At 74.4% G+C, this 21,009-nt stretch carries 18 protein-coding genes; 10 read left to right on the top strand and 8 right to left on the bottom strand.

Features of this window, described 5'->3' with window-relative positions:
• The first annotated feature begins 762 nt into the window (after nt 1–762).
• Nucleotides 763–1,554: an enoyl-CoA hydratase gene (locus ACZ4W5_RS00485; protein ID WP_360240361.1), complete on the top strand. Its 792-nt coding sequence runs from the start codon at nt 763–765 to the stop codon at nt 1,552–1,554.
• Nucleotides 1,555–1,701: 147 nt separating this feature from the next.
• Here ACZ4W5_RS00485 and ACZ4W5_RS00480 read toward each other — a convergent pair whose 3' ends face one another.
• Entirely contained in the window at nt 1,702–3,606 is a 1,905-nt protein-coding gene (locus ACZ4W5_RS00480; protein WP_465651724.1) for an NAD-binding protein, read from the bottom strand.
• Nucleotides 3,607–3,695: 89 nt separating this feature from the next.
• On the opposite strand from ACZ4W5_RS00480, the gene ACZ4W5_RS00475 reads away from it, so the two are divergent.
• Nucleotides 3,696–4,355 carry an HdeD family acid-resistance protein gene (locus tag ACZ4W5_RS00475; protein ID WP_465651723.1) on the top strand — a complete coding sequence of 220 codons (660 nt, stop codon included), beginning with the start codon at nt 3,696–3,698 and terminating at the stop codon, nt 4,353–4,355.
• A gap of 30 nt (nt 4,356–4,385) precedes the next feature.
• Here the strand turns inward: ACZ4W5_RS00475 and ACZ4W5_RS00470 are convergent, their stop codons facing one another.
• Together ACZ4W5_RS00470 and ACZ4W5_RS00465 are read right to left on the bottom strand one after the other, a co-directional pair.
• Nucleotides 4,386–5,024: a DUF6461 domain-containing protein gene (locus tag ACZ4W5_RS00470; RefSeq protein WP_465651721.1), complete on the bottom strand. Its 639-nt coding sequence runs from the start codon at nt 5,022–5,024 to the stop codon at nt 4,386–4,388.
• A 120-nt stretch (nt 5,025–5,144) separates the two neighbouring features.
• A complete protein-coding gene (locus ACZ4W5_RS00465; protein ID WP_465652187.1) occupies nt 5,145–6,398 on the bottom strand; it encodes a CoA transferase in 1,254 nt (417 codons plus the stop codon).
• Nucleotides 6,399–7,020: 622 nt separating this feature from the next.
• Between ACZ4W5_RS00465 and ACZ4W5_RS00460 the strand changes: the two genes are divergently transcribed.
• On the top strand, nt 7,021–7,716 hold the full coding sequence (locus ACZ4W5_RS00460) for an N-acyl homoserine lactonase family protein (protein ID WP_465651719.1): 696 nt from the start codon (nt 7,021–7,023) through the stop codon (nt 7,714–7,716).
• Nucleotides 7,717–7,773: 57 nt separating this feature from the next.
• Here ACZ4W5_RS00460 and ACZ4W5_RS00455 read toward each other — a convergent pair whose 3' ends face one another.
• Nucleotides 7,774–9,033 carry a cytochrome P450 gene (locus ACZ4W5_RS00455; RefSeq protein ID WP_465651718.1) on the bottom strand — a complete coding sequence of 420 codons (1,260 nt, stop codon included), beginning with the start codon at nt 9,031–9,033 and terminating at the stop codon, nt 7,774–7,776.
• 257 nt (nt 9,034–9,290) lie between these two features.
• On the opposite strand from ACZ4W5_RS00455, the gene ACZ4W5_RS00450 reads away from it, so the two are divergent.
• Nucleotides 9,291–10,271, top strand: a complete 981-nt coding sequence (locus ACZ4W5_RS00450) for a hypothetical protein (RefSeq protein ID WP_465651716.1) — start codon at nt 9,291–9,293, stop codon at nt 10,269–10,271.
• Nucleotides 10,272–10,579: 308 nt separating this feature from the next.
• Here the strand turns inward: ACZ4W5_RS00450 and ACZ4W5_RS00445 are convergent, their stop codons facing one another.
• On the bottom strand, nt 10,580–10,846 hold the full coding sequence (locus ACZ4W5_RS00445; protein WP_465651714.1) for a zf-HC2 domain-containing protein: 267 nt from the start codon (nt 10,844–10,846) through the stop codon (nt 10,580–10,582).
• 97 nt (nt 10,847–10,943) lie between these two features.
• Here ACZ4W5_RS00445 and ACZ4W5_RS00440 point away from each other — a divergent pair, with 97 nt between their 5' ends.
• The 4 genes from ACZ4W5_RS00440 (at nt 10,944) to ACZ4W5_RS00425 (ending at nt 15,737) form a co-directional block, all read left to right on the top strand.
• Nucleotides 10,944–11,507 carry a sigma-70 family RNA polymerase sigma factor gene (locus tag ACZ4W5_RS00440; protein WP_360240340.1) on the top strand — a complete coding sequence of 188 codons (564 nt, stop codon included), beginning with the start codon at nt 10,944–10,946 and terminating at the stop codon, nt 11,505–11,507.
• A gap of 295 nt (nt 11,508–11,802) precedes the next feature.
• The gene (locus ACZ4W5_RS00435; protein WP_465651712.1) at nt 11,803–13,125 is read left to right on the top strand and encodes an MFS transporter; all 1,323 of its coding nucleotides are present in this window, start codon (nt 11,803–11,805) and stop codon (nt 13,123–13,125) included.
• A 185-nt stretch (nt 13,126–13,310) separates the two neighbouring features.
• Nucleotides 13,311–14,663, top strand: a complete 1,353-nt coding sequence (locus tag ACZ4W5_RS00430) for a cytochrome P450 family protein (protein ID WP_465651711.1) — start codon at nt 13,311–13,313, stop codon at nt 14,661–14,663.
• Between the two features lie 102 nt (nt 14,664–14,765).
• Nucleotides 14,766–15,737, top strand: a complete 972-nt coding sequence (locus ACZ4W5_RS00425; RefSeq protein WP_465651709.1) for an L-tyrosine/L-tryptophan isonitrile synthase family protein — start codon at nt 14,766–14,768, stop codon at nt 15,735–15,737.
• Here the strand turns inward: ACZ4W5_RS00425 and ACZ4W5_RS00420 are convergent.
• The 3 genes from ACZ4W5_RS00420 to ACZ4W5_RS00410 are packed head-to-tail and all read right to left on the bottom strand — an operon-like array spanning nt 15,719 to nt 18,751.
• On the bottom strand, nt 15,719–16,567 hold the full coding sequence (locus tag ACZ4W5_RS00420; protein WP_465651707.1) for an ABC transporter ATP-binding protein: 849 nt from the start codon (nt 16,565–16,567) through the stop codon (nt 15,719–15,721). The two genes, ACZ4W5_RS00425 and ACZ4W5_RS00420, sit on opposite strands and share 19 nt — an antisense overlap.
• A complete protein-coding gene (locus ACZ4W5_RS00415; RefSeq protein ID WP_465651705.1) occupies nt 16,564–17,652 on the bottom strand; it encodes a FecCD family ABC transporter permease in 1,089 nt (362 codons plus the stop codon). The genes ACZ4W5_RS00420 and ACZ4W5_RS00415 overlap by 4 nt, the downstream gene beginning before the upstream one ends.
• Nucleotides 17,653–17,656: 4 nt before the next feature.
• The gene (locus ACZ4W5_RS00410) at nt 17,657–18,751 is read right to left on the bottom strand and encodes an ABC transporter substrate-binding protein (protein ID WP_360240322.1); all 1,095 of its coding nucleotides are present in this window, start codon (nt 18,749–18,751) and stop codon (nt 17,657–17,659) included.
• Between the two features lie 283 nt (nt 18,752–19,034).
• Here ACZ4W5_RS00410 and ACZ4W5_RS00405 point away from each other — a divergent pair, with 283 nt between their 5' ends.
• Nucleotides 19,035–19,787 (top strand): helical backbone metal receptor, encoded by a 753-nt coding sequence (locus ACZ4W5_RS00405; RefSeq protein ID WP_465652185.1) that lies wholly within the window; start codon nt 19,035–19,037, stop codon nt 19,785–19,787.
• 58 nt (nt 19,788–19,845) lie between these two features.
• Nucleotides 19,846–20,874: a transglycosylase SLT domain-containing protein gene (locus tag ACZ4W5_RS00400; RefSeq protein ID WP_465651702.1), complete on the top strand. Its 1,029-nt coding sequence runs from the start codon at nt 19,846–19,848 to the stop codon at nt 20,872–20,874.
• Nucleotides 20,875–21,009: the final 135 nt, after the last annotated feature.

Raw genomic sequence — 21,009 nt, 5'->3', positions numbered from 1 at the left:
GCTGCCGACGCGGGCGGCCACGGAGGTCTACCTGGTACGGGCGGCGCTGGGCCCGAGCTGCACGAGAACGCCGCCGACCACCTCCCGCTGATCGAGGCCTTCCGGCGGCAGGACCCGGAGGCCGGGCGGCTGCTCGCGGAGCACGTCCTGGAGTACACCGACCGCTCCGGCTGAGCAGTTCCGGCCCTGCGCCGCCTCCGACGCCCGCTACATCCGCGAGCACCTCTTCCACGCCGACCCCCAACTTCCCTCCCTCCCCGATTACTTGGACGACCGACGCCTCTCCGAGATCGTCGCCACTTCCCGCGGCGGCCACGAACCCCCGCGAGGTGTGATCTGCGAAGGTCTGCAACACGCCGACAGACACTCCCCGTTGATCGCCTCCGCCACCCGGCCGCACTCTCCTACGACCCGGCCCTCGGCTACAAGGTCGCCGTGATCGTCCGCAAGGGACTGCGCCGGATGTACGGTCGCAGCGCAGGACTGGACCCCCCTGTGCGCCGACGGCTTGGCCTCGGGGTGGACGCCGGGTCGGTCACGGTGGCCGCGTCGGCCCGCCGGGGCGAGGTCAAGGCCGAGACCCGTACGGCAGGCCGCGGAACGGTACGGCGTCCGGCTCCGAACCCCGCCGCCCTGGTGACCGGCGTCTCGCATGTCAAGACTGGCGCGGGACGGGGCGCGTCGTAGATCGTTGGGTGGTCAGGGCGCGCCCCTACGGCGGCGAGCAGTGGAATGGCCGAGCAGCGGATTGGAAGTACGGCGATGACCGAGAGCGAGACCGAGACCTACGAGACGATCCTGGTCGAGCGCAAGGGGCGGGTCGGGCTGATCACGCTCAACCGGCCGAAGGCGCTGAACGCGCTGAACACCCAGCTGATGAACGAGGTCGTGGCCGCGGCCACCGCGTTCGACCGGGACCCGGAGATCGGCTGTCTGGTGATCACCGGCTCGGAGAAGGCCTTCGCGGCCGGCGCCGACATCAAGGAGATGCAGGGCAACCGGTTCCCGGACGTCTACCTCGACGACTGGCTGGGCCCGTGGGACCGCCTCGGCGCGCTGCGCAAGCCCGTGGTCGCGGCGGTCGCCGGGTTCGCGCTGGGCGGCGGCTGCGAGCTGGCGATGATGTGCGACATCCTGCTGGCCGCGGACACCGCGAAGTTCGGCCAGCCGGAGATCAAGCTCGGCGTCCTCCCGGGCATCGGCGGCTCGCAGCGCCTCACCCGCGCCATCGGCAAGGCCAAGGCGATGGACCTCTGCCTCACCGGCCGGATGATGGGCGCCGAGGAGGCCGAGCGGGCCGGCCTGGTCGCCCGGATCGTCCCGGCCGACCAGCTGCTCACCGAGGCGCTGGCCACCGCCGAGACCGTCGCGGCGATGTCCACCCCGGCGGCGGTCATGCTCAAGGAGAGCGTCAACCGCTCCTTCGAGACGACGCTCGCCGAGGGCGTCCGCTTCGAGCGCCGGCTGTTCCACTCGGTGTTCGCCACGGCGGACCAGAAGGAGGGCATGGCCGCCTTCGCCGAGAAGCGGGCGCCGAAGTTCGAGAACCGCTGACGACCGGCAGGCGGTCGACGACCGGCCACAGCTGACGGGTGACAGCAAGGATGACAGATGACAGATTTCAGCGAACAGATTTCATCATCTGAAATCTGTTCGCTGAAATCTGTTTGTTGTCAGCTGTTCGCTGTCACCTGTTCGCCGTCAGCCCTCCTCCACCAGCACGGTGTTCAGCCGCGCCAACCCGCTGCGGGTGGCGGCGACCACGATGCGGTCGCCGGGGGTCAGCCGCCGGGTGCGGTCGGCGAAGCCCCAGTGCAGCTGGTTACTGCGGGCGAAGCGGACCGCGATGACCCGGACGCCGCCCGGGTCCTCCAGGTCGTGCCGGTTCAGGCCGATCAGCCCGCTGCCGTCCTCCACCGTCAGCTCGGCGATCAGCAGCGCGTGCCGGAACACCGAGAGCGTCCCGCGCACCTCACTGCCCATCAGCGCGGCGGCGAAGGCGGGCGCAGCCAGGTAGGAGACCGATCGGGAGGCCGCGTTGTCCAGCGTCTTGTAGAAGTGGCCGGCGAAGTTGTCGTCGAACAGCCGGACCACCACCCGGACCTCGGGGTTGCCGTGGCGCGCCTCCAGCGCTGCCTCCAGGTTGGTGGCGTCGTCCCCGCTGACCGCGACCACCGCCCGGCTGTGCTTCAACCGGGCCCGGCGCAGCTGCTCCTCGAACGGCCCGTCCCCCAGGACGACCGGAATGCCGAGCGCCCGGGCGGCGGCGATGCCTCGGGCCTGCGGGTCGCGCTCCAGGCAGACCACCGGCACCCCCATCTCGTGCAGCTGGGTCGCGACCCGGGTGCCGACGTTGCCGAGCCCGACGACGATCACATGGTCCCGGGTGCCGGCGCTCGGGTTGCGCGGCAGTCCGCGCCGTCCGGAGCCGAGCACCTCGACCACGATGGCGGTGGCGACCGGTGCGAAGGTGATCCCGCAGAGGGTGATCACCACCTGGGCGACTCGCTGCCAGGCCCCGCCCGTACCCGTCCCGGCGGCGATGTCGGCCTGCTGGTCGGGCTGGGCGGCGCCGGCCAGGTCGAGCAGGGAGATGTAGACCGTCCAGCCGAAGTCCCGGCTGAGGTACCAGAGCACGCTGAACGCCAGCAGCACGGCGGCGAGCGCGGTGAGCAGCACCAGCCGCATCCGGGCGCTGGTGAAGAAGCGCATGGTGTCGAGCACCCGCCAGCGCAGCCGCCGCGCCCAGCTGATCGGCTCCCCGGGCTCCATCCGCAGCGCCTGCAGGGCGGCGATCCCGCCCGGCGACTCCTCGGACGCGGAGCCGGACTCGCGCTCGGGCTCGGGCTCGGGCTCAAGGCCAGGGACCGGTCCCGGCTCAGGCGCCGGCTCAGGCTCCTGCTCCTGCTCGGGCCCCGGCGCCGCCTCGCGGCGGACCCCGCCAGGCCGGACCGGTCCGTCGTCACCGAACTCGGTGGCGAGCCGGACGAACTCGGCCGAGTCGCCCTCCTGTTCCGGTAGCAGGCGGATCTTGCTGAGGTCCTGCCGGTCGATGTGGTCGGCGACCACGCAGATCCGGTCCGAGGTGATGGCGTCGTCGAACGCGATGTGCAGGTAACGGCCGCCGATCTCCACCGAGTTGGGCCGGCCGAGCGCCGCAGCGGCGAAGGCCGGGGCGGCGGTGGCGGAGCCGGAGAGCGCGGCACCGTTCCTGAGCAGCCGTTCGATGTTCTCGCCGAGGCGCTGGTTGAACATCCGGAAGACGATCCGGATGTTCGGGTTGTGGCCCTGGGCGCTGAGCGCGGCGTGGATGTTCTCCTGATCGCTCCCCTCGACCAGGGCCAGGCCGCGGGCGGTGTCGACGGAGACCGCCCGCAGTGCTTCCTCGGTGATGTTCGGGTATTCGACGACGGCGGCGACGCCGGCGATCTCCTCGATCCGCGGTGCGTGGTCACGGGTGCGGTCGGTGACCAGGACGACGACCGGGACTTCGTAGTGCTCGACGAGTTCCAGGACCAGCCGGTGGGCCAGGGCGTTGCCCCCGCACACGATGTAGTGCTGGCTGATCGGCTCGACCGGAGGGGTCCCCCACCCTTCAGAAGTCATACCGCCGGATGGTATCGACGGCAGGTGACCGGCGGATGTCAATTCGGAGACTGCGATGACTCGAACGGACGTACCCGACGGGCGGTCCGGTGACGGTGCACGGAGGCTGGGGTTCGTTCTCCGCCCCCGACCACGAGGAGTTCGCCGCCGTGGCCCCTCCGATCATCACCCCCGACGGAACCCCGGTCCAGGGCCCGCTCGGCCTGCTCGCCAAGGCCGCCTGGCAGGTGCTGCTGGCCGCAGGGGTGGCCTCGCTCGGACTGGGGATCGTCGTCTTCGTCTGGCCACGGGGGACGCTGCTGGTGGTGGGCGTGCTGTTCGGCCTCTACCTGCTGGTCCTCGGCGTCGTGCAACTGGTCGCCGCGTTCGGCACCCACGCCACCACCGCCCTGCGGGTGCTGGCCTTCATCAGCGGCGCGATCAGCGTGCTGCTCGGACTGCTCTGCTTCCGCAGCGCGGTGCAGTCCCTGCTGCTGCTCGCCCTCTGGATCGGGATCGGCTGGCTGTTCCGCGGCATCACCCAGCTCGCCGCCGCGATCTCCGACCCGCTGATGCCCGCCCGCGGCTGGCAGGCCTTCGCGGGTGTGGCCAACACCCTGGCCGGCGTGCTGCTGATGGTCTGGCCGGTCGGCTCGATCGCCGCGCTGACCGTGCTGGCCGGGTGCTGGCTGGTGATCCTGGGCGTGGTCGAGATCGCGACCGCCGTCCAGGTGCGCGGCCGGGCCAAGCAGATCCCTTCCGGGGTCTGACCCGCCGGCACCGCCGGGGAGGCCGCGACCTTACGGTCGGCGTGCGTAGCCGAGCCGGAAGGTGGCGGCCTCCAGCCGTTCCGGGGTGAGCCGCACATCGGTGAGCCGCTCGGCGAGCGCGAACGCGGCCTCGGTGTGCAGTTCGCCGCGCTCGCCGTCCAGCCGGAAGCCGCAGGCCGTCAGCAGTTCGGGGGTGCCGGGGGCGTCGGCGTCGTTGCCGTGCCGCTGGTCCGGGAAGAGCGGCTCGAACTGCAGGCGGCAGTCGGCGCGTTCCCACCAGTTGAAGTGGTCCACCGCGTTGGCGTTGCGGAAGTGCGAGACCAGCCGGGTGCCCTCGGTGAGCCGGGAGATGACCTCGGGCAGGCTGCCGAGGTACCCGTACGGTTCGATCGCGAGGGCCCAGCCGTCGAGCTCGGTGACGGCGACGAGCAGCCGGTCCTCGTCCAGGTCGAAGAGTTGCTCGGCCTCCTCGTCCTCGCCGTCGTCGAAGGTCTCCCAGGCGGCGACGACCGCGTTCAGCCCGGTCACCTCCCGACCGGTCAGGGCGTCGAAGCGGGGCAGCAGTTCCTCACCGGTCATCGCCTGGACGTGGGTGAGGCAGTAGGCCTCGCCCAGGACGGGGTAGCGCTGGTCGAACCAGGTGAAGTCGGTGGCATGCGGAGCGGTCATGCGGTGATGCTGCCAGACCTCACCGACACCGCCCGACCCGCCCCTCCCCGGTCCAGCCGTCTCCGCCCCCGCCGGCTCCCCCGTTCCGCTCCGCGCCACCCCGTCACCCGAGGGCCCCGCTCAGCGCCAGACCGGCGCGTCCGTCCCCCAACGCCCGGGCGGGACGGCCCAGTCCCTCGGAGCGCCGTCGTAGCCGATCGGCGGCAGGGCGTACCGCAGCCGCCCGTACGCCGAGTCGGTCTCGGTGAGCCAGCGCGCCGGGTCGTACGGCTCGGCGCCCGGGAGCCCCGGTTCGGTCGGGCCGGTCAGGCCGGCCGGTCCGGTCCGTTCGGCCGGGATGCCGTGCATCAGCCAGGAGGCCGAGCCGACGAAGGAAAAGCGCAGGTGGCGGCCGCCGGGGCGGTGGGTGCGCTGCTCGGTGAGGGAACGCAGGACGGCGGCGGCGAGGAGGTAGCCGGTGCCGTGGTCGAGTGCCTGGGCGGGCAGCACGCCGGGCCGGCCGTCGGGTCCTGCCTCGTGGGCGGCGATCCCGACACCGGCCTGGACCAGGCTGTCGAAGCCGCGCCGTCCGGCCCACGGGCCGGTCCAGCCCCAGGCGCTGATCTGGGCGAGGATCAGGTCGGGCCGGCGGGCGAACAGCGCCTCGGGGGCGAGGCCGTAGGCGTCGAGGGAGCCGGGCCGGTAGGCGTTGACGACGACGTCGGCGGTGTCGAGCAGGCCCTCGAACGTGGCGCGGTCGGCCGGGTCGGCGAGGTCGAGGCGGGTGGAGCGCTTGCCGAAGCCGGTGTCGGCGTGGGCGTCCTCGGCCTCGGGCAGCCGGGGCGAGTCGATCCGCAGCACATCGGCGCCGAGCAGGGCGAGGGTGCGGGTGGCGACCGGTCCGGAGATCACCCGGCTGAGGTCGAGGACGCGGATCCCGGCGGCGGGCCGGTCCACCGGGGCCGCGGCGAGCGGGCGCACGGGCGCGGCGCCGATCGCCCGGCACTCCACCAAGGGGTGCGCGGCCGTGCTCACCGGCGCGACCGCCACGGCGAGCGCCCCAGCCGCGTACGCGCGCTCCTGTACCTGCTCGCCCGGCAGCTTGCCGAGCGTCTCGGCGAGCTGCTCGGGCCCGGCGTCCGGGGCGAGTCCCAGGACGGCGAGCAGCCGGTCCCGGTGGTGCGGGTAGTTGGCGTGGGTGCGGATCCAGCCGTCGGCGGTGCGCCAGAAACCGGAGAGCGGGGCGAAGCCGACCGGCTTGCGGCCGTCGATCTCCAGGTGCCGCTCGCTGACGAAGGAGGTGGCGACCGCCCCCTCCTCCACCCGGACCGCGGGGACGGCCCCGCCGCTGCGGAGCGCGGCGAGTTCGGCGGCGGCCAGCGAGCAGGCGGCCACCGTGGCCCGGGCGAACCGGCTCACCGGCAGGCCCGACGGCAGGCCGCCCTGCGGGCCGTGGAAGGCCACCCGGTCGAGGAGCTCGGCCGGCCCGCCGAGGGCGGCCCAGACCTCTGTGGTGGGGCGGTCGGCGGCGGGGCTGCCCGCGGGCCGGGGCTCGGGCCGGGCCCCGGGCTGCTGGGACCCGCGCCCGGGGGCCGACGCAAACTCGGGCGCAGACGCGGTCTCGGGCGTGGACGCGGGCTCGGGCGCAGACGCGGTCTCGGGCGTGGACGCGGGCTCGGGCGTGGACGCGGTCTCGGTCTCGGGCTCGGGCGTGGACGCAGACGCGGACTCGGACGCGGACTCGGACTCAGGCGGTGTCGGACGATCGGTCATGCCGCGCATTGTGCTCCGTATCCGGATCGCCCGCCGTGACGCACGCCATCGCACCCACCGGCCACCGGGCCGGGTAGCACCCCGGCGCCCACCCGGCCGTCCGCGCCGCCCCGCATTCCCGCTGGCCGGAGCAGGCCTGACGGACCAGCAGGCGGAGTCCGGCCAGCGGCGTCCGGACGCCGGGTAGGGTGCGAACAGCGGCCGCCACGGCCGACACACGGGGGCTGAGCGACAAGGGGGACGCATGCACACGATCCGCCGTCTGGACCTGGGCCACATCGTCCGGCCGGCCGCCGAGGTGGGCGGCCCCGAGCCGCGGGTGGAGCCGGTGCTCGCGTACCTGGTCCGCGGCCCGGGGTCGCTGCTGCTGTTCGACACCGGGATCGGCGCGGGCTCGCCGGAGACCGAGGCGCACTACCGTCCGTCCCGCCGCCCGCTGCCGGAGGCGCTCGCGGCGGCCGGCGTCGCGGTCTCGGACATCGACCTGGTGGTCAACTGCCACCTGCACTTCGACCACTGCGGCGGCAATCCGCTGTTCGCCGGAACGCCGGTGCTCGTCCAGGCCGAGGAACTGGCCACCGCCCGGCGCGGCGACTACACCATCGACGCCCTGGTCGACTTCCCCGGCGCCGTCTATCACGAGCTCGACGGCGAGACCGAACTCTGGCCCGGCGTCCGGGTGCTGCCCACGCCCGGCCACACCGCGGGGCACCAGTCGCTACTGGTCGAGCGGATGGACGGTTCCCGGGTGCTGCTGGCCGGGCAGGCGTACGACTTCGCCTCCGAGTACGGACAGGCGGTGCTGGCCCGGCAGGCCGCGCGCGACGGGGTGGCGGCGCCACTGCCCGGCTACCGGTCCTGGCTGGACAAGGTCGCGGAGCACCGGCCGTGTCACGCGATGTTCGCGCACGACCACGCGGTGTGGGCGTCGTCCGTCTGAGCGACGTGAAGCGGTGCGGGTTCAGCAGGTTCAGGGGGTTAAGAGGGGTTAGAGGGGTTAGAAGGTGAACCCCAGCGAGCGGACCCGGTGGTCGAAGCTGGACGGGACGAGCACCGGTTCGCCGACCGAGCGCGCCCCGGGCAGCCGGGTGAACAGCTCGCGGAACAGTGTTGTCATCTCCTGCCGGGCCAGGTGCGCGCCCAGGCAGTAGTGCGGCCCGCCGCCGCCGTAGCCGAGGTGGGGGTTGGGGGTGCGGGTGATGTCGAAGGCCTCCGGATCGGGGAAGACCGTCTCGTCCCGGTTCGCCGAGCCGTAGTACAGCGTGACCTTCTCCCCCGCCCGCAGCAGCGGGCCGCCGGGGCCGCCGAGCTCGTGGTCGACCGCGACGGTCCGGCGGAACTGGACGATCGGAGTGGCGTGGCGGACCACCTCGTCCACCGCCCCGGGGAGCCGGCCGTCCAGGTCGGCGAGCAGCAGCGCGCGCTGTTCGGGGTGGACGGTGAGCAGGTGCAGTCCGTGGGCGAGCGCGTTGCGGGTGGTCTCGACCCCGGCGACCAGCAGCAGCGAGAAGAAGGCGCCCAGCTCGCGACCGGTGAGCCGGCGGCCGTCCACGTCGGCGGTGACCAGCGCGGAGATCAGGTCCTCGGCGGGACGGCGCCGGCGCTCGCGGCCGATCGCGGCCACGAGGCCCTGCATCCGGGCGAGCGCCGCCAGGCCGCGCCCGGGCACCCGGAGCCGTCGGCGCAGCGGCCGGGCCACGCCGACGTCCGCGGAGTTGCGGTCGACCAGGTCGAGGATGGTGCGGCGGGGCTGCTCGGGGATGCCCATCATGGTGCAGATCACCTGGAACGGGAGCTGGGCGGCGACCGGGCGGACGAAGTCCTCGGGCCGGTCGCGCTCGACCGCGTCCACCAGGGCGGTGGAGACGCGCCGGACGTCCTCCTCGACCCGGCCGAGCAGTCGCGGGGTGAAGGCCTGGGAGACGATCCGGCGCAGCTGGGCGTGCCGGGGGTCGTCGAGGTTGACCATCGAGTCGCCGAACAGCAGCCGGACCCAGCGGGCCGGTTCGGGGGTGGTCACGCCGGGGGCGGAGCGGAAGACGGCGGGGTTGCGGCTCGCCTCGACCACGTCGGCGTGCCGGACCAGGGCGTGGAAGCCCCGGCCGGTGGCGCGGTCGCCGAAGTAGACGGGGGCGGGGCGGCGGCGCAGCTCGGCGAAGGCTGCGGCGCGGGCGGGGGCGGGTAGCTGCCAGAAGCGGGGGTCGGTGAGGTCGGGGGTGTCTGCCGCCGGGGCGGGGACCTCCGTCGGGGTGTCCATGGCCGTGCCTCCTGCTTCCGGTCGGGTTCGCTCCGACTCGTGCCGCTCGGTCAGGGGTCATTCCGACACGCACGTTCCGTACCGGAGTGTGCACATTTAGTGAGCAGGGAGTGCGCGTGTCAAGCCGGTTGGACCGTGGCGTGAAACGGTGCTACAAGCGGGTGATCGGTCGACCTGACGGGCCGGGCATGGTCTCACGGGCCGGGAGCGGCCATCACCGGAGGGTGCGGTACGGGCGGGGCGGGGTGGGTGCGACGATGAGTGCCATCGTGATGACCGACCGGATCCGCCTGCTGCGCGCCGCGGTCTTCGCCACGCTGTGCGTGGCGATGGCCGCCGCGGCGCACGTCGCCATGGCCGGGGCCGGGGTCTCGGCGCCGGTCCTGCTCGGCGCGTTCGGGGCGGTCCTCGGACTGACCTGGCTGCTGGCCGGGAAGCGGCGCGGGATCGGGGTCATCAGCGCCTGGATGCTCTCGGCGCAGGCCGCCCTGCACCTGTTCTTCGAACACGCCGCGACGCTCGGACGCGGGGGCGGCGGTCTGGGCCGGCTCGCCGGCACGGACTGGGCCGCCCTGCTGCTCTGCAACCCGGACCGGGCGGCCGACGGGCTCTCGCCCGCCGAGCTGGCCCGGATGGCGGGCATCGACCCGGACGTCCCCCCGACCGCGGGCAGCCTGCGGCCGATGGCGGGCATGCACCACGGGGCGATGACGGGGGCCGGGGTCGGGACCGGGGTCGGGCCCGCGAGCGGAGTCGGGACCGGGACGGCCGACGGGGCGGCCATGGACATGGGGATGCCAGGGATGCCGGGGATGCCCGGGATGACGGGCTCGCCGGGGACGGCGGGCATGCCCGGGACCGCGGACATGCCGGGGATGTCGCACGCGCTGCCGACTGGCCCGGCCCACGGGATGGCCCATGGGATGGCCCACGACATGGCGCACGGCATGTCTCCCGGGATGACCCTCGCCCACGTCCTGGCGGCGCTGGCCTGCGCCCTGCTGCTCTGGCGCGGTGACGCCGCGCTGGTCCGGGTGTTCGAGCTGCTCGCCGCCCTCGGGGCGGTCGTCGCCGGGGCGCTGCTGCTCCCGCTGCTGACGCTGTTCGCCCGCCCCTTCGGCTACCGGCCGCCGGTCGTCGCCCGGCCCGCCGACCGGCCGGACGGCCTGCCCCGGTCGGTGCTGCTCACGCATGCCGTCGTCCGGCGCGGTCCACCGGCGTTCGCCCTCGCCTGCTGACGCGCCCGACGCGCTCCTCCCCATCCGGCCGATGACCGGCCGGTGACCGGCCTGCTGCCGGAACCTCCGGGGCCTCGACGTCGGGCAGGTCGCCCCGCCGCTCCGCCGCGCCCCTGCGCCGTGCGTGCCGTCGGGGCCCGGGCCCGGATCCGCGACCGCCGACGCCTCCACGGGAGGTGCGGAGCGCCGCGCGGCCGGCCCATGGACGCCTGCGGTGCCGCTGTGCGCGGTGCCGCTCCCTGCCTTCCCCTCGGGACCTTCCCATGCCTCACTTCGACGGCGCTCCGGTTCGCACCGGCGCCACCGTCCTACCGTTCCGTGGCCTCCGGCGCCTCCGCCGCGGGGCCGACCGGGCCCTCCAGCCCCAGCCGGGCGGACAGTCCGGCCACCCACTCCGGCGCCGGCCCGTCGGCGGCGGCCGCCCGCACCTGGGCGCGCAGTCGCTCGGCCCGGTCCAGCCAGTCCCGGCAGCCGGCGCAGCGCGCCAGGTGCTTGTCCAGCCGGGTGCCGGGCAGGCCGCTCGGTTCGCCGTCGAGCCGGGCGGACAGAGCGGTACGGAACTGCGCGCATCTCATATGACCATCGTCCCGCACGGCGACCAGGGCGGTGCCGGCCGGGGCATCGCGGGCCGGGGCATCACGCGGGACATCGCGGGCCGGATCGGGAGCCGCCGTGGATGACGACCAGCTCACCGCACTCGCACTGGCCGCCCGCTCGGGCCGGGCGGCGGACGTCGAGGCCTTCGTCCGGGCGACCCAGCGGGACGTCTGGCGCTTCGTCGCCCACCTGACCGACGTGCAGTCCGCCGACGACCTCGCCCAGGAGACATTCCTACGGGCCCTGCGCGGCCTGCCTGCCTTCGCCGGCCGCTCCTCGGCCCGCACCTGGCTGCTGTCGATCGCCCGGCGCACGGTCATCGACCGGTACCGGATGGCCGCCGCCCGGCCGCGCTGCGCGGCGCTGCCGGACTGGCAGGAGGCGGCGGAACGGCAGGGCGGCGCCCCGACGGCCGGGTTCGAGGACGGGATCGCCCTCGGGGACCTGCTCGAACGGGTACCCGCCCAGCGACGGGAGGCCTTCGTGCTGACCCAGGTGGTCGGCCTGAGCTATGCGGAGGCGGCCGAGGTCGCCGGATGCCCGGTCGGCACCGTCCGCTCCCGGGTCGCCCGGGCGCGGGAGGAACTGGTCGCGCGCCTGCGGGCCGCCGAGGCCGGGGAACTCGCGACGGCCTGCTGAGGGGCGGGCGGGCGGCGGCTGACGGCGAACAGATAACAGCGAACAGATAATGGATAACAGATAACAGATTTCGAAATCTGTTATCTGTTATCCGTCTGCTGTCATCTGTTCGCCGCCACCGGCCCCCGCCGAAAAATCCCCCAAGTGTTCGGAACTGGAGCCCTCCCGCCTCCGACTGCTGTACCGGACGCCGCCGCCGAGGCGGTGCCGGTACGGCAGCGGGGAACGGAGGACCATCATGCGAGCGCAACGCCCCTCGGCCGCCATTGACCTGACTGGCCATCAGATTGAACAGGTGGACCGGTGGAGCCTGGTCGTGGCCGCAGGGATGCTCTCGTTCGTCGCGATGCTCGACATGAACGTGGTCAACCTGGCGCTCACCGACCTGGCTTCCGGTCTGCACATCTCCGCCGGGGTCGCGCAGTGGGCCGCGCTCGGCTACCAACTCCCCCTCGTGGCGCTGCTGTTGCCGGCCGGGCGGTGGCTGGACCAGGTCGGCACCCGGTCCGCGCTGCTGCTCGCCGTCAGCTGCTTCGCGGCCTGTAGCGTGCTGGCCGCCCTTGCCCCGTGGGCGAGTTGGCTGATAGCCGCACGGCTGCTGCAAGGCGCCTTCGGGGCCGTCCTGTTCGTCCTGATGCCGGTCCTGGCCGCGACCTCCGTCCGGCCCGAGCTGCGCGGGCGGGCGATGAGCGTGCCCGCGACACTGGGGCCGCTCGGCGCCGTCACCGGGCCGGTGGTCGGTGGCCTGCTGCTGGACCACTTCGGCTGGCGGGCGGTCTTCCTGGTGAAGCTGCCGGTCTGCCTGGCCGCCGTGCTGATCGTGCACCGCCACGCCCCGCGGCGCGGTGGGCTCCGCCTGCCCGACCGGGGCTCGCTCGGCGACGCCGCCCTGATCGGCGCGGCCGTGGCCGCCGTACTGCTCGGGCTCACCCTGGCGCCGACGGCCCCGGCGTGGCTGCTGCTCGCGCTGCCCGCCGTCCCCCTGGTGCTGCGGTGGCTGCGCCGCCCGGGCGGGCGGCCGGTCGCCGAGGTGCTGCGGGCCGCCCGGACCACCGGGGTGAACGCCTCGGTGCTGGCACTCGCCGCCGGCTTCGCGGCCTGCCAGTACCTGCTGGTCCAGCAGCTGCGCGGCCCCCGGGGTGAGAGCGCCACCGCCACCGCGCTGACCATGCTGGCCTTCCCGCTCGGTATGGTGCTGGCCGGCCGGGTCGGCGGACGCCTGGCCGACCGCTGGGGCGCCCGCCCGACGGCGCTCACCGGCGCCGTCGTCACCACCTGCGGCCTGGCCTCGCTCATTCCGGTGGGCAGCGACTGGTCCGCCCTCGACATCGCCGTCCGGCTGGCCGTCGCCGGCGCCGGAATGGGCCTCAACGGCGGCCCGACCCAGGCCCTGGTGATGACCGCCGCCCCGCCCGGGAAGCTCGCCACCGCCGGCTCCGCCGTCCAACTCTCCCGCAGCCTGGGCTTCGCCCTCGGCCCGGCCCTGGCCACCGCCGCCGCCCTGGCGGGCGACCGCGCCACCACCGGCACCCACGCGGGCATCACCCTGGCCACCGTGGCCGCGGCAACCGCCGTACTGCTGCTCGCCCTGCACGGCCGCCGCCGCCCGCGGCCGTAGGGCCAGGCGGAGACCGAACACCGGAATACCCAGACACCGGAACACAGAGGCACCGGAACACCCAGACACCCGAACGCCGGAACCCCGGAACGCCCAGCACCGGAACGCCCAGCACCGGAACGCCCAGCACCGGAACACCGAGCACCGGACACCGCACACATCCGCCCCTTCGGAGGAGCACACCCATGACCGACACCGCCCCAGCCCCCTCCCCCGCTCCCACAGCGCCCGAGGCCCCGGCCGAGCCCCCGCGCTGCCCGTACGGGCACGACCGGCTCCCCAGCCCCGTCCCGCTGTACGGCGAGGCCTACAAGACCGACCCGTACCCGCTCTACGCCCGGATGCGCGAGGCCGGGCCGGTGCACCGGGTGGAGTTCCCGAGCGGCATCCACGCCTGGCTGGTCACCGGCCACCAGGCGGCCCACGCGACCCTCAACGACCCCCGGCTAGGCAAGAACCACAGCCTGGGCAACGAGAACTGGCGCCGGCTGGCCTCGATCATGCCGGAGCCGCAGCACTCCCAGCTCCAGGTCCACCTGCTGCACCAGGACCCGCCCAAGCACACGGTGATGCGCCGCCTGGTGCTGGACGCCTTCGCCCCGCGCCGGGTGGAGTCGCTGCGCCCGCGGCTGCGGGAGCTCGCCGACACGCTGGTGGACGGCCTGCCCGCAACCGGCGGCGCCGACTTGGTGGCTGGCTTCGCGGCCCACTACCCCTTCCGGGTGCTGGCCGAAGTCATCGGCCTGCCGCCCGAGTTGGCGGAGCGCTTCGACCGCGACTGGGGCAAGGTGGTCCAGCCGGTCGGCCCGCAGGACCCGGGTCGACCGGCGTACGAGGCGCGGCTGCGCGGATTGCAGACGTACATCGCCGAGGTGGTCGCCCGCAAGCGCGCGGACTGCCGGGAGCCCGGCTGGACCGAGGCCGAGGACCTGCTGGGCCGACTCGTCGCCGCCCACGACGCGGGCGAGTTGAGCCGTGAGGAGCTCGACTCGATCGTCTTCCAGCTGCTGGTCGCCGGCCAGGAGCCGGTCACCAACCAGATCACCACCATGCTGATCACCCTGCTGCGCCACCCCGCGCAGCTCACCGAGCTGCGCGCCTGCCTCGACGAACCCGGCCGACTGGCCCGGGCGGTGGAGGAACTGCTGCGCCACGACGCCGCGTTCGAGCTCACCACCTGGCGCTTCTTCGCCGAGGACAGCGACCTGTTCGGCACCACCGTGCCGGCGGGCGACTCGGTGATCGTCTCGCTCTGCGCCGCCAACCGGGACGACGCGCAGTTCCCGGAGGCCGACCGCCTCGACCTCGACCGCACGCCGAACGCCCACCTCGCCTTCGGGCACGGCATCCACTACTGCCCGGGTGCCGCCCTGGCCCGGGCCGAGCTCCAGATCGCCGTCCACACCCTGATCGGCCGACTGGACGGGCTGCGCCCGGCCGGTGCGCCCGGGGACGGCCTGGACGAACTCGCCTGGATCCCGGCCGTCCTGGCCCGTGGGGTGAACCGGCTGCCGGTCGCCTACGACCGGCGCCGCTGAGCACCCCGGCCCTCACCTGACGCCCCGCCCCTCACCGCACCTCCGCACCTCCCCACCACACCTACCCACCAGCCCTACCGCCGTCCCCGGAGGAGATCCATCATGCCGCCCGCCGGCACCGCCCCCCTCGTCACCAGCACCCCCGGGCAGCCGTCGACGGCGCAGCTCGCCGCCCGCGTCCTTGACCTGCTGCTGCCGCACCGTCGCGCCTCCGACCCGGAGTTCGACGCCCGGCCCGAGCACTTCCCCTTCCAGCTGGCGCAGTTGGCGGACTTCATCGCGGCCGGTGAGCCGATCGTGTTCACCCTCCCGGGCTTCCCCTGCAAGTCTCCGAACCCGGCCAAGGTGCTCGGCCACCTGCCCGACGAGGGCGAGCGGCTGTCGCTGACCTTCCTGGACGAGCTCTGCGAGCGAATAGGCCGGATCCACCCGCCCGGTGCCCGGATCCTGATCTGCTCGGACGGCCACATCTTCGGCGACCTGATCGACGTCCCGGACGACCACATCGACGAGTACTCCGACGAGTTGACCGCGATGATCGAGCGCGAGGGCCTGCGCCACCTGGACACCTTCGACCTGCGGGCGGTGCTCGGCGACCTGCCGTACGACGAGAAGCGCGCCCGGGTGCACGAACGGTACGCGCCGAGCGTCGAGGAGTTGCGCGAGCAGGTGCTGACCGAGCAGGAGACCCTGCGGCTCTACCGGGGCATCACCCGTTTCCTCACCGAGGACGCCGTGAACTTCCCCGGCACCAGGTCGGCCCTCCAGCGGGAGTGCCGTCGGCGCGCCTACGGGGTCATTCAACGCAGCCGGGCCTGGGGCGAGTTGATCGCCGAGCAGCACCCCCGGGCGGTGCGGCTGTCGATCCATCCGCAGCCGGCCGGGGCGCCCAAGTTCGGCATCCGGCTGCTGGCCGCCGCCGACGCGTGGATGACGCCCTGGCATTCCGCGGTGCTCCACCGGCCGGACGGCGGCTGGGAGTTGCGGCGCAACGAGGAGGCCGAACGGCTCGGCCGGCCGGTGCTGCGCAACGGCCGGCCGAGCCACTACGAGGGCTACCCGGACAGGCCCTGAGCCCCGTACCGCCCCGGCACGGTGGATCCGGTCGGGGCGGCTTCGGCCAGGGCGGAACCCGCCGGGGCACGGTGGTCGAAGGCGATCAACGGGTCCCCGGTGAGCGGGTGCTCGACCACCGCGGCCCGGACGCCGAAGACCTCCGCCAGCAGCTCCGGCGTCAGCACCTCGCGCGGCGCCCCGGAGGCCACCAGGGCGCCGCGGTGCAGCACGTGCAGCCGGTCGCAGACCGAGGCCGCGGCGTTGAGGTCGTGCAGCGCGACCAGCGTGGTGCGGCGCTGTCCCCGTAGCAGGGCGAGGAGTTCGACCTGGTGGCGGACGTCCAGGTGGTTGGTCGGCTCGTCCAGCACCAGGACGTCCGGCTGCTGGGCGAGTGCGCGGGCGAGCAGCACCCGCTGCCGTTCGCCGCCGGAGAGCTGGGCGAATCGGCGGTCGGCGGCCTCCGCCATGCCGACGCGGAGGAGGGCCTCGGCGGTGATCCGGTGGTCCTCGGGGTCGTCGGCCGCGAAGGCCCGCTTGTACGGGGTGCGGCCCATCGCGACCACCTCCCGCACGCTCAACTCGAAGTCTCCGCCGCGCTCCTGGGGCAGTGCCCCGATGTGCCGGGCGGACTCGGCGGGCCGCATTCCGGCCAGGTCCCGCCCGGCCAGCAGCACCCGGCCGGCGCTGGGCCGCAGGTGCCGGTAGACGGTGCGCAGCAGGCTGGACTTGCCGCTGCCGTTGGGCCCGACCAGTCCGGCGATCTCGCCCTCCTCGGCGACCAGGTGGACCCCGGCCACCACGGTGCGCCCGGCCAGGGTGACGCTCAGGTCCTCGACGGCGATCCTCAACTGCGCTCCAGTCGTCGGTCCAGCAGGTAGAGCAGGGTGGGGGCGCCGAGCACGGCGGTGACCACGCCGATCGGCAGTTCCTGGCCGTCCAGGGCGGTGCGGGCCACCGTGTCGACGACGACCAGGAGCACCGCCCCGGTGAGGGCGGACAGCGGCAGCAGGCGCCGGTGGTCGCCGCCGACGAGCAGCCGGCAGACGTGCGGCACCATCAGCCCGACGAAGCCGATCGCCCCGGAGACGGCGACCAGCACCCCGGTGAGCACGCTGGTGACGACGAAGACCTCTCGGCGCAGCCGGGTGACGTCCACGCCGAGTCCGGCGGCCGTCTCGTCACCCATCAGCATCGCGTTGAGCCCGCGGGCCCGCGCCTGGAGCAGGGCCAGGCCGAGTGCCACGGCGGCCACCGGGACGGCGAGTTGGGCCCAGACGGCGCCGCCGAGGCTGCCCATCAGCCAGAACAGCACGCCCCGGGTCTGCTGTTCGTCGCTGGTCTGCAGGACGAGGTAGCTGGTGATGCCGCCGAGGAACTGGGCGATGCCGATGCCGGCCAGCACCAGGCGCAGCGGGGAGAACCCGCCGCCGCGTCGGGCCATCAGCCAGACCAGGGAGAACGCGGCGAGCGCCCCGGCGAAGGCGGCGAGTGAGACGGTGAGTCCGAGCCCGCTGCCGAGGGAGAGTTCGAGTCCGAAGGCGGTGCCGAGGACGAGGGTGGCGACCGCCCCGAGGGAGGCGCCGGAGGAGATGCCGAGCAGGTAGGGGTCGGCGAGCGGGTTGCGGACCAGGGCCTGGACGGCGGTGCCGACCAGGCCGAGTCCAGCGCCCACCACGGCCGCCAACAGGGCACGTGGGACGCGCAGTTGCCAGACGATGAGGTCGCGGGTGCCGGGTTCCGGGGCGCGGCCGGTGAGGTGGTGGGCGACCACCGACCAGACCTCGCCGGGTGGGATGTCCACCGAGCCGAGTGAGACGGCGGCGGTCAGCGCGAGCACCAGGGCGACGGCGAGGGCGGCGGCCAGCGGCCCGGCCCGCAGGGTGCGGGCCGGGCGCCGGGTGTCCGGGGCCTCGGCGAGGTCGGCCGACGTCACGGCCCTACTGCCCGTTCTTGACGAGGTCCGGGTGGACGGTGGCGGCGATCTGCCGGACGGCGTCGGCGTTGCGCACGCCCGCGATGGTGGTCACCTCGGAGCCGAGCCGGACGAAGTGCCCTTCCTGGACGGCCTTGAGGCCCTGGGTCGCCGGGAAGCCGCGCAGGAACGCCTCGGCGTCGTCGAAGGCCTTGCGGGTGGCCTCCTCGCTGCCCCGGTTGCGCACGGCGAGCTGGATCCAGTCCGGGTTCTTGGCCACCACGTCCTCCCAGGAGCCGGGCTTGAAGTCGGCGTCGCAGTCGGCGAAGACGTTGCGGGCACCGGCCAGGGTGATGACGGCGTTGGCCACCTGCCGGCCGCAGACCGCGACCGGCTGCTTGGTCCCGGCGTCGAAGTCGAAGACGAAGTAGCTGGGCCGCTTGTCCTCCGGGACGGCGGCGAGCGCGGTGCGGACCCCGCCGATCTGCTTCTCCATCCCGGTGACGAGTTCCTCGGCCCGGGCACCGGTCCCGGTGACGGCGCCGAGGCGGCGGATGTCCTCCTCGATCCCGGCGAGGTCGGTGCGCGGCGCCTTGGCGGCCTTCGGGGTTCCGGCGCAGGCGGTGGAGAGCAGGTAGACGTGCTGGATGCCGGCCGCGGCGTACTCCGCCTCGCTGGGCCCGGTGGCGCCGCCGCCCATCATCGGCATCGCGCCGAAGGTGTCGACGTAGAGGTCGGCGCCGGAGCCGAGCAGCTTCTCCTTGGGGATGGTCTTGTCGCCGAGCACCGGTACCTTGGCGCCCTGCTCGGCGAGCGCGGGCGGCAGGGTGCCCTTGCCGGGCGGGAAGCCGGTGCCGATCACCCGGTCGCCCGCGCCGAGTTGGAGCAGCAGCTCCAGGCTGGCCGCGTTGCTGGTGACGATCTTCGTCGGGGCCTTGGCTATGGTCGTCTCCTTGCCCGCGCAGTCGGCGACCGTGACGGGGTAGGCGCCCCCGGCGGGGGCGGCCTGGGCGGTGGGAGCGGCGCTGCCGCCGCCACCGTTACCGCCACCGCCGCTTCCGCAGGCCGTGGCGAACAGGGCGACGGCGGCCGCGATACCGCAGACGACGCGAGGGCGCATGAGGACTCTCCTGGTCGGTGATCGTGCTGGGGGCCCGCGCTGCGGACCCGGACCAGGTAGTCGGGCGGGGCCCGCGCCGGGTTCCCGGAACTTCCGGAGCGCCCGGGACTTACGGAGCGTCCGGAGCGTCCGGTGCTTCCGGACGGCCACGGGCGCGGCGGCCCGCGCGTAGGGTGGCCGGGTGGCAGACCCGACCAGCCCGCACGACGGCGACCCGCACGACGGCGACCCATACGACGGCGACCCGCGCGACGACCTCGGCCTGCCCGTACGGCTCGGGCCGCTGCCGCCCCGGCGGGTGGTCTCGCTGGTGTCCTCGCTGACCGAGGCCGTCGCCGCCACCGCGCCCGCCCTGCTGGTCGGCGCCACCGACTGGTGCAGCCACCCCGCCGAACTCGCCGTCACCCGGATCGGCGGCACCAAGAACCCGGACCTGCCCGGCGTCCTCGCGCTCGCCCCGGACCTCGTGATCGCCAACGACGAGGAGAACCGCCGCCCCGACCTGGAAGCGCTGCGGGCCGCCGGGGTTCCGGTGTGGGTCACCGACATCCGCACCCTGGACGACGCCTTCCGCTCGCTGGACCGGCTGCTGACCGTCGCCTGCCGACTGCCGCGCCCGGCCTGGCTGGACGAGGCGGAGCAGGCGTGGCGGGACGTCCGGCCGAGTACCGCCCACGGCCCGCGCGCGGTCGTGCCGATCTGGCGCCGCCCGTGGATGGTGCTCGGCCGCGACACCTTCGCCGGGGACCTGCTGCGCCGCCTCGGCCTGCGGCTCGTCCACGCCGAACACCCCGAGCGCTACCCGGCCGTGCCGCTGCCCGACCTGCTCGCCGAGCGGCCGGACCTGGTGGTGCTGCCGGACGAGCCGTACCGCTTCACCGTCGAGGACGGCCCGGAGGCGTTCCCCGGCATCCCGGTCGCGCTGGTCAGCGGACGGCACCTGACCTGGTACGGGCCCTCGCTGACGGAGGCCCCGGCCGTCCTCCGGCGGGCGATCGGGCACCCGTTCGTCCGGGGGGATACGACCGCACCATAGGATGACCGCCACTCGCCGGGATCACGGGATCCCCGGCGACGAGTGGGGGGAACCACAGATGAAGTTGCGCACCACCCGGCGGGCCACCGTCCTGGTGTCCGCCGTCGCCGTGTCGACCGCCGTCCTGGCGGGCTGCGGCACCGAGAGCGGGGACAAGCACCCGAGCGCCGGATCCAGCACCACCCTCACCGCGGCCTCCGCCACGCCGACCGACACGTCGAGCGCGAGCCCGTCCGCGAGCACCACCCCGACGCCGAGCGCCTCCGCCTCCGCGAGCCCCGCCGCCTCGCACAGCCCGAGCGCCGGCCCGAGCAAGGCCGCGAAGGCCTCGCCCACCGCCCAGAGCGGCAACGCCAAGGGCAGCGGCGGCACCGCGGCCGGTGCGCCCGCCACCCAGCCGCCGGTCGAGAAGCCCGCCATCCCGGCGCCCGTACCGACCGCCAAGCCCGGCGCCGTCGCCCTCCCCGCGCCGCCCGCGCCGCCCGCCGGCCACGTGCCCCCGGCACAGAGCGGCTGCCAGCCCAGCAAGCCCCAGCCGGACGAGCCCAAGCCGGCGGTCGCCGCGGCGCTCGCGGCGGCGGCCGGCCAGTCCCGGGTGCTCAACCTCAGCTCGGGCGGCACCGACAAGCTCCCGCCGCTGCCGGTCAACCTGGTCAAGGCGATCGCCTGGCAGGAGAGCGGCTGGCAGTCCGGCATCCTCGCCTGCGACGGCGGGATCGGCACCATGCAGGTCATGCCCAACACCGTCAGCTGGATGAACGGCAAGTACGGCACCACCTCCGACCCCAAGACGCTCACCGGGAACGTCCAGCTCGGCACCCAGCTGATCGACTGGCTGGTCGCCTACTACGGCGACTCCTCCTTCGGCGGCAAGTACGACCTCTCCGCCGACCCGGCCACCGGCAAGACGCCGCTGCTCGACCTGGTCATCTCCGCGTACAACGCGGGCGCGGGCAACGTGCACTACACCACCGTCACCGACCCCACCTCGGGCGAGGTCGTCGGCAGCCTCGACATACCGAACCCGAAGTACGTCGCCAACGTGAAGGCGCTGATGGCGAGCCAGCCCTGGAACAAGGCGGGCTGACGGCCCCTTCGCAGCAGGACCCGTACGGCACAGGGGGGGGGGGGGGGGGGGGGGGGGGGGGGGGGGGGGGGGGGGGGGGAGGGGGGGGGGGGGGGGGGGGGGGGGGGGGGGGGGGGGGAGACAGCGCCTTTTCTC

Source organism: Kitasatospora sp. NPDC029367 (assembly GCF_055569135.1).
This window is presented reverse-complemented; position numbering and strand designations above follow the sequence as displayed.

What these genes read in the sequence shown, in the direction of transcription:
- ACZ4W5_RS00445 (WP_465651714.1), bottom strand. Translation starts at nt 10,846, where the DNA reads ATGAGATGCGCGCAGTTCCGTACCGCTCTGTCCGCCCGGCTCGACGGC.
- ACZ4W5_RS00430 (WP_465651711.1), top strand. Translation starts at nt 13,311, where the DNA reads ATGACCGACACCGCCCCAGCCCCCTCCCCCGCTCCCACAGCGCCCGAG.
- ACZ4W5_RS00480 (WP_465651724.1), bottom strand. Translation starts at nt 3,606, where the DNA reads ATGACTTCTGAAGGGTGGGGGACCCCTCCGGTCGAGCCGATCAGCCAG.
- ACZ4W5_RS00460 (WP_465651719.1), top strand. Translation starts at nt 7,021, where the DNA reads ATGCACACGATCCGCCGTCTGGACCTGGGCCACATCGTCCGGCCGGCC.
- ACZ4W5_RS00455 (WP_465651718.1), bottom strand. Translation starts at nt 9,033, where the DNA reads ATGGACACCCCGACGGAGGTCCCCGCCCCGGCGGCAGACACCCCCGAC.
- ACZ4W5_RS00470 (WP_465651721.1), bottom strand. Translation starts at nt 5,024, where the DNA reads ATGACCGCTCCGCATGCCACCGACTTCACCTGGTTCGACCAGCGCTAC.
- ACZ4W5_RS00450 (WP_465651716.1), top strand. Translation starts at nt 9,291, where the DNA reads ATGAGTGCCATCGTGATGACCGACCGGATCCGCCTGCTGCGCGCCGCG.
- ACZ4W5_RS00425 (WP_465651709.1), top strand. Translation starts at nt 14,766, where the DNA reads ATGCCGCCCGCCGGCACCGCCCCCCTCGTCACCAGCACCCCCGGGCAG.
- ACZ4W5_RS00400 (WP_465651702.1), top strand. Translation starts at nt 19,846, where the DNA reads ATGAAGTTGCGCACCACCCGGCGGGCCACCGTCCTGGTGTCCGCCGTC.
- ACZ4W5_RS00485 (WP_360240361.1), top strand. Translation starts at nt 763, where the DNA reads ATGACCGAGAGCGAGACCGAGACCTACGAGACGATCCTGGTCGAGCGC.
- ACZ4W5_RS00410 (WP_360240322.1), bottom strand. Translation starts at nt 18,751, where the DNA reads ATGCGCCCTCGCGTCGTCTGCGGTATCGCGGCCGCCGTCGCCCTGTTC.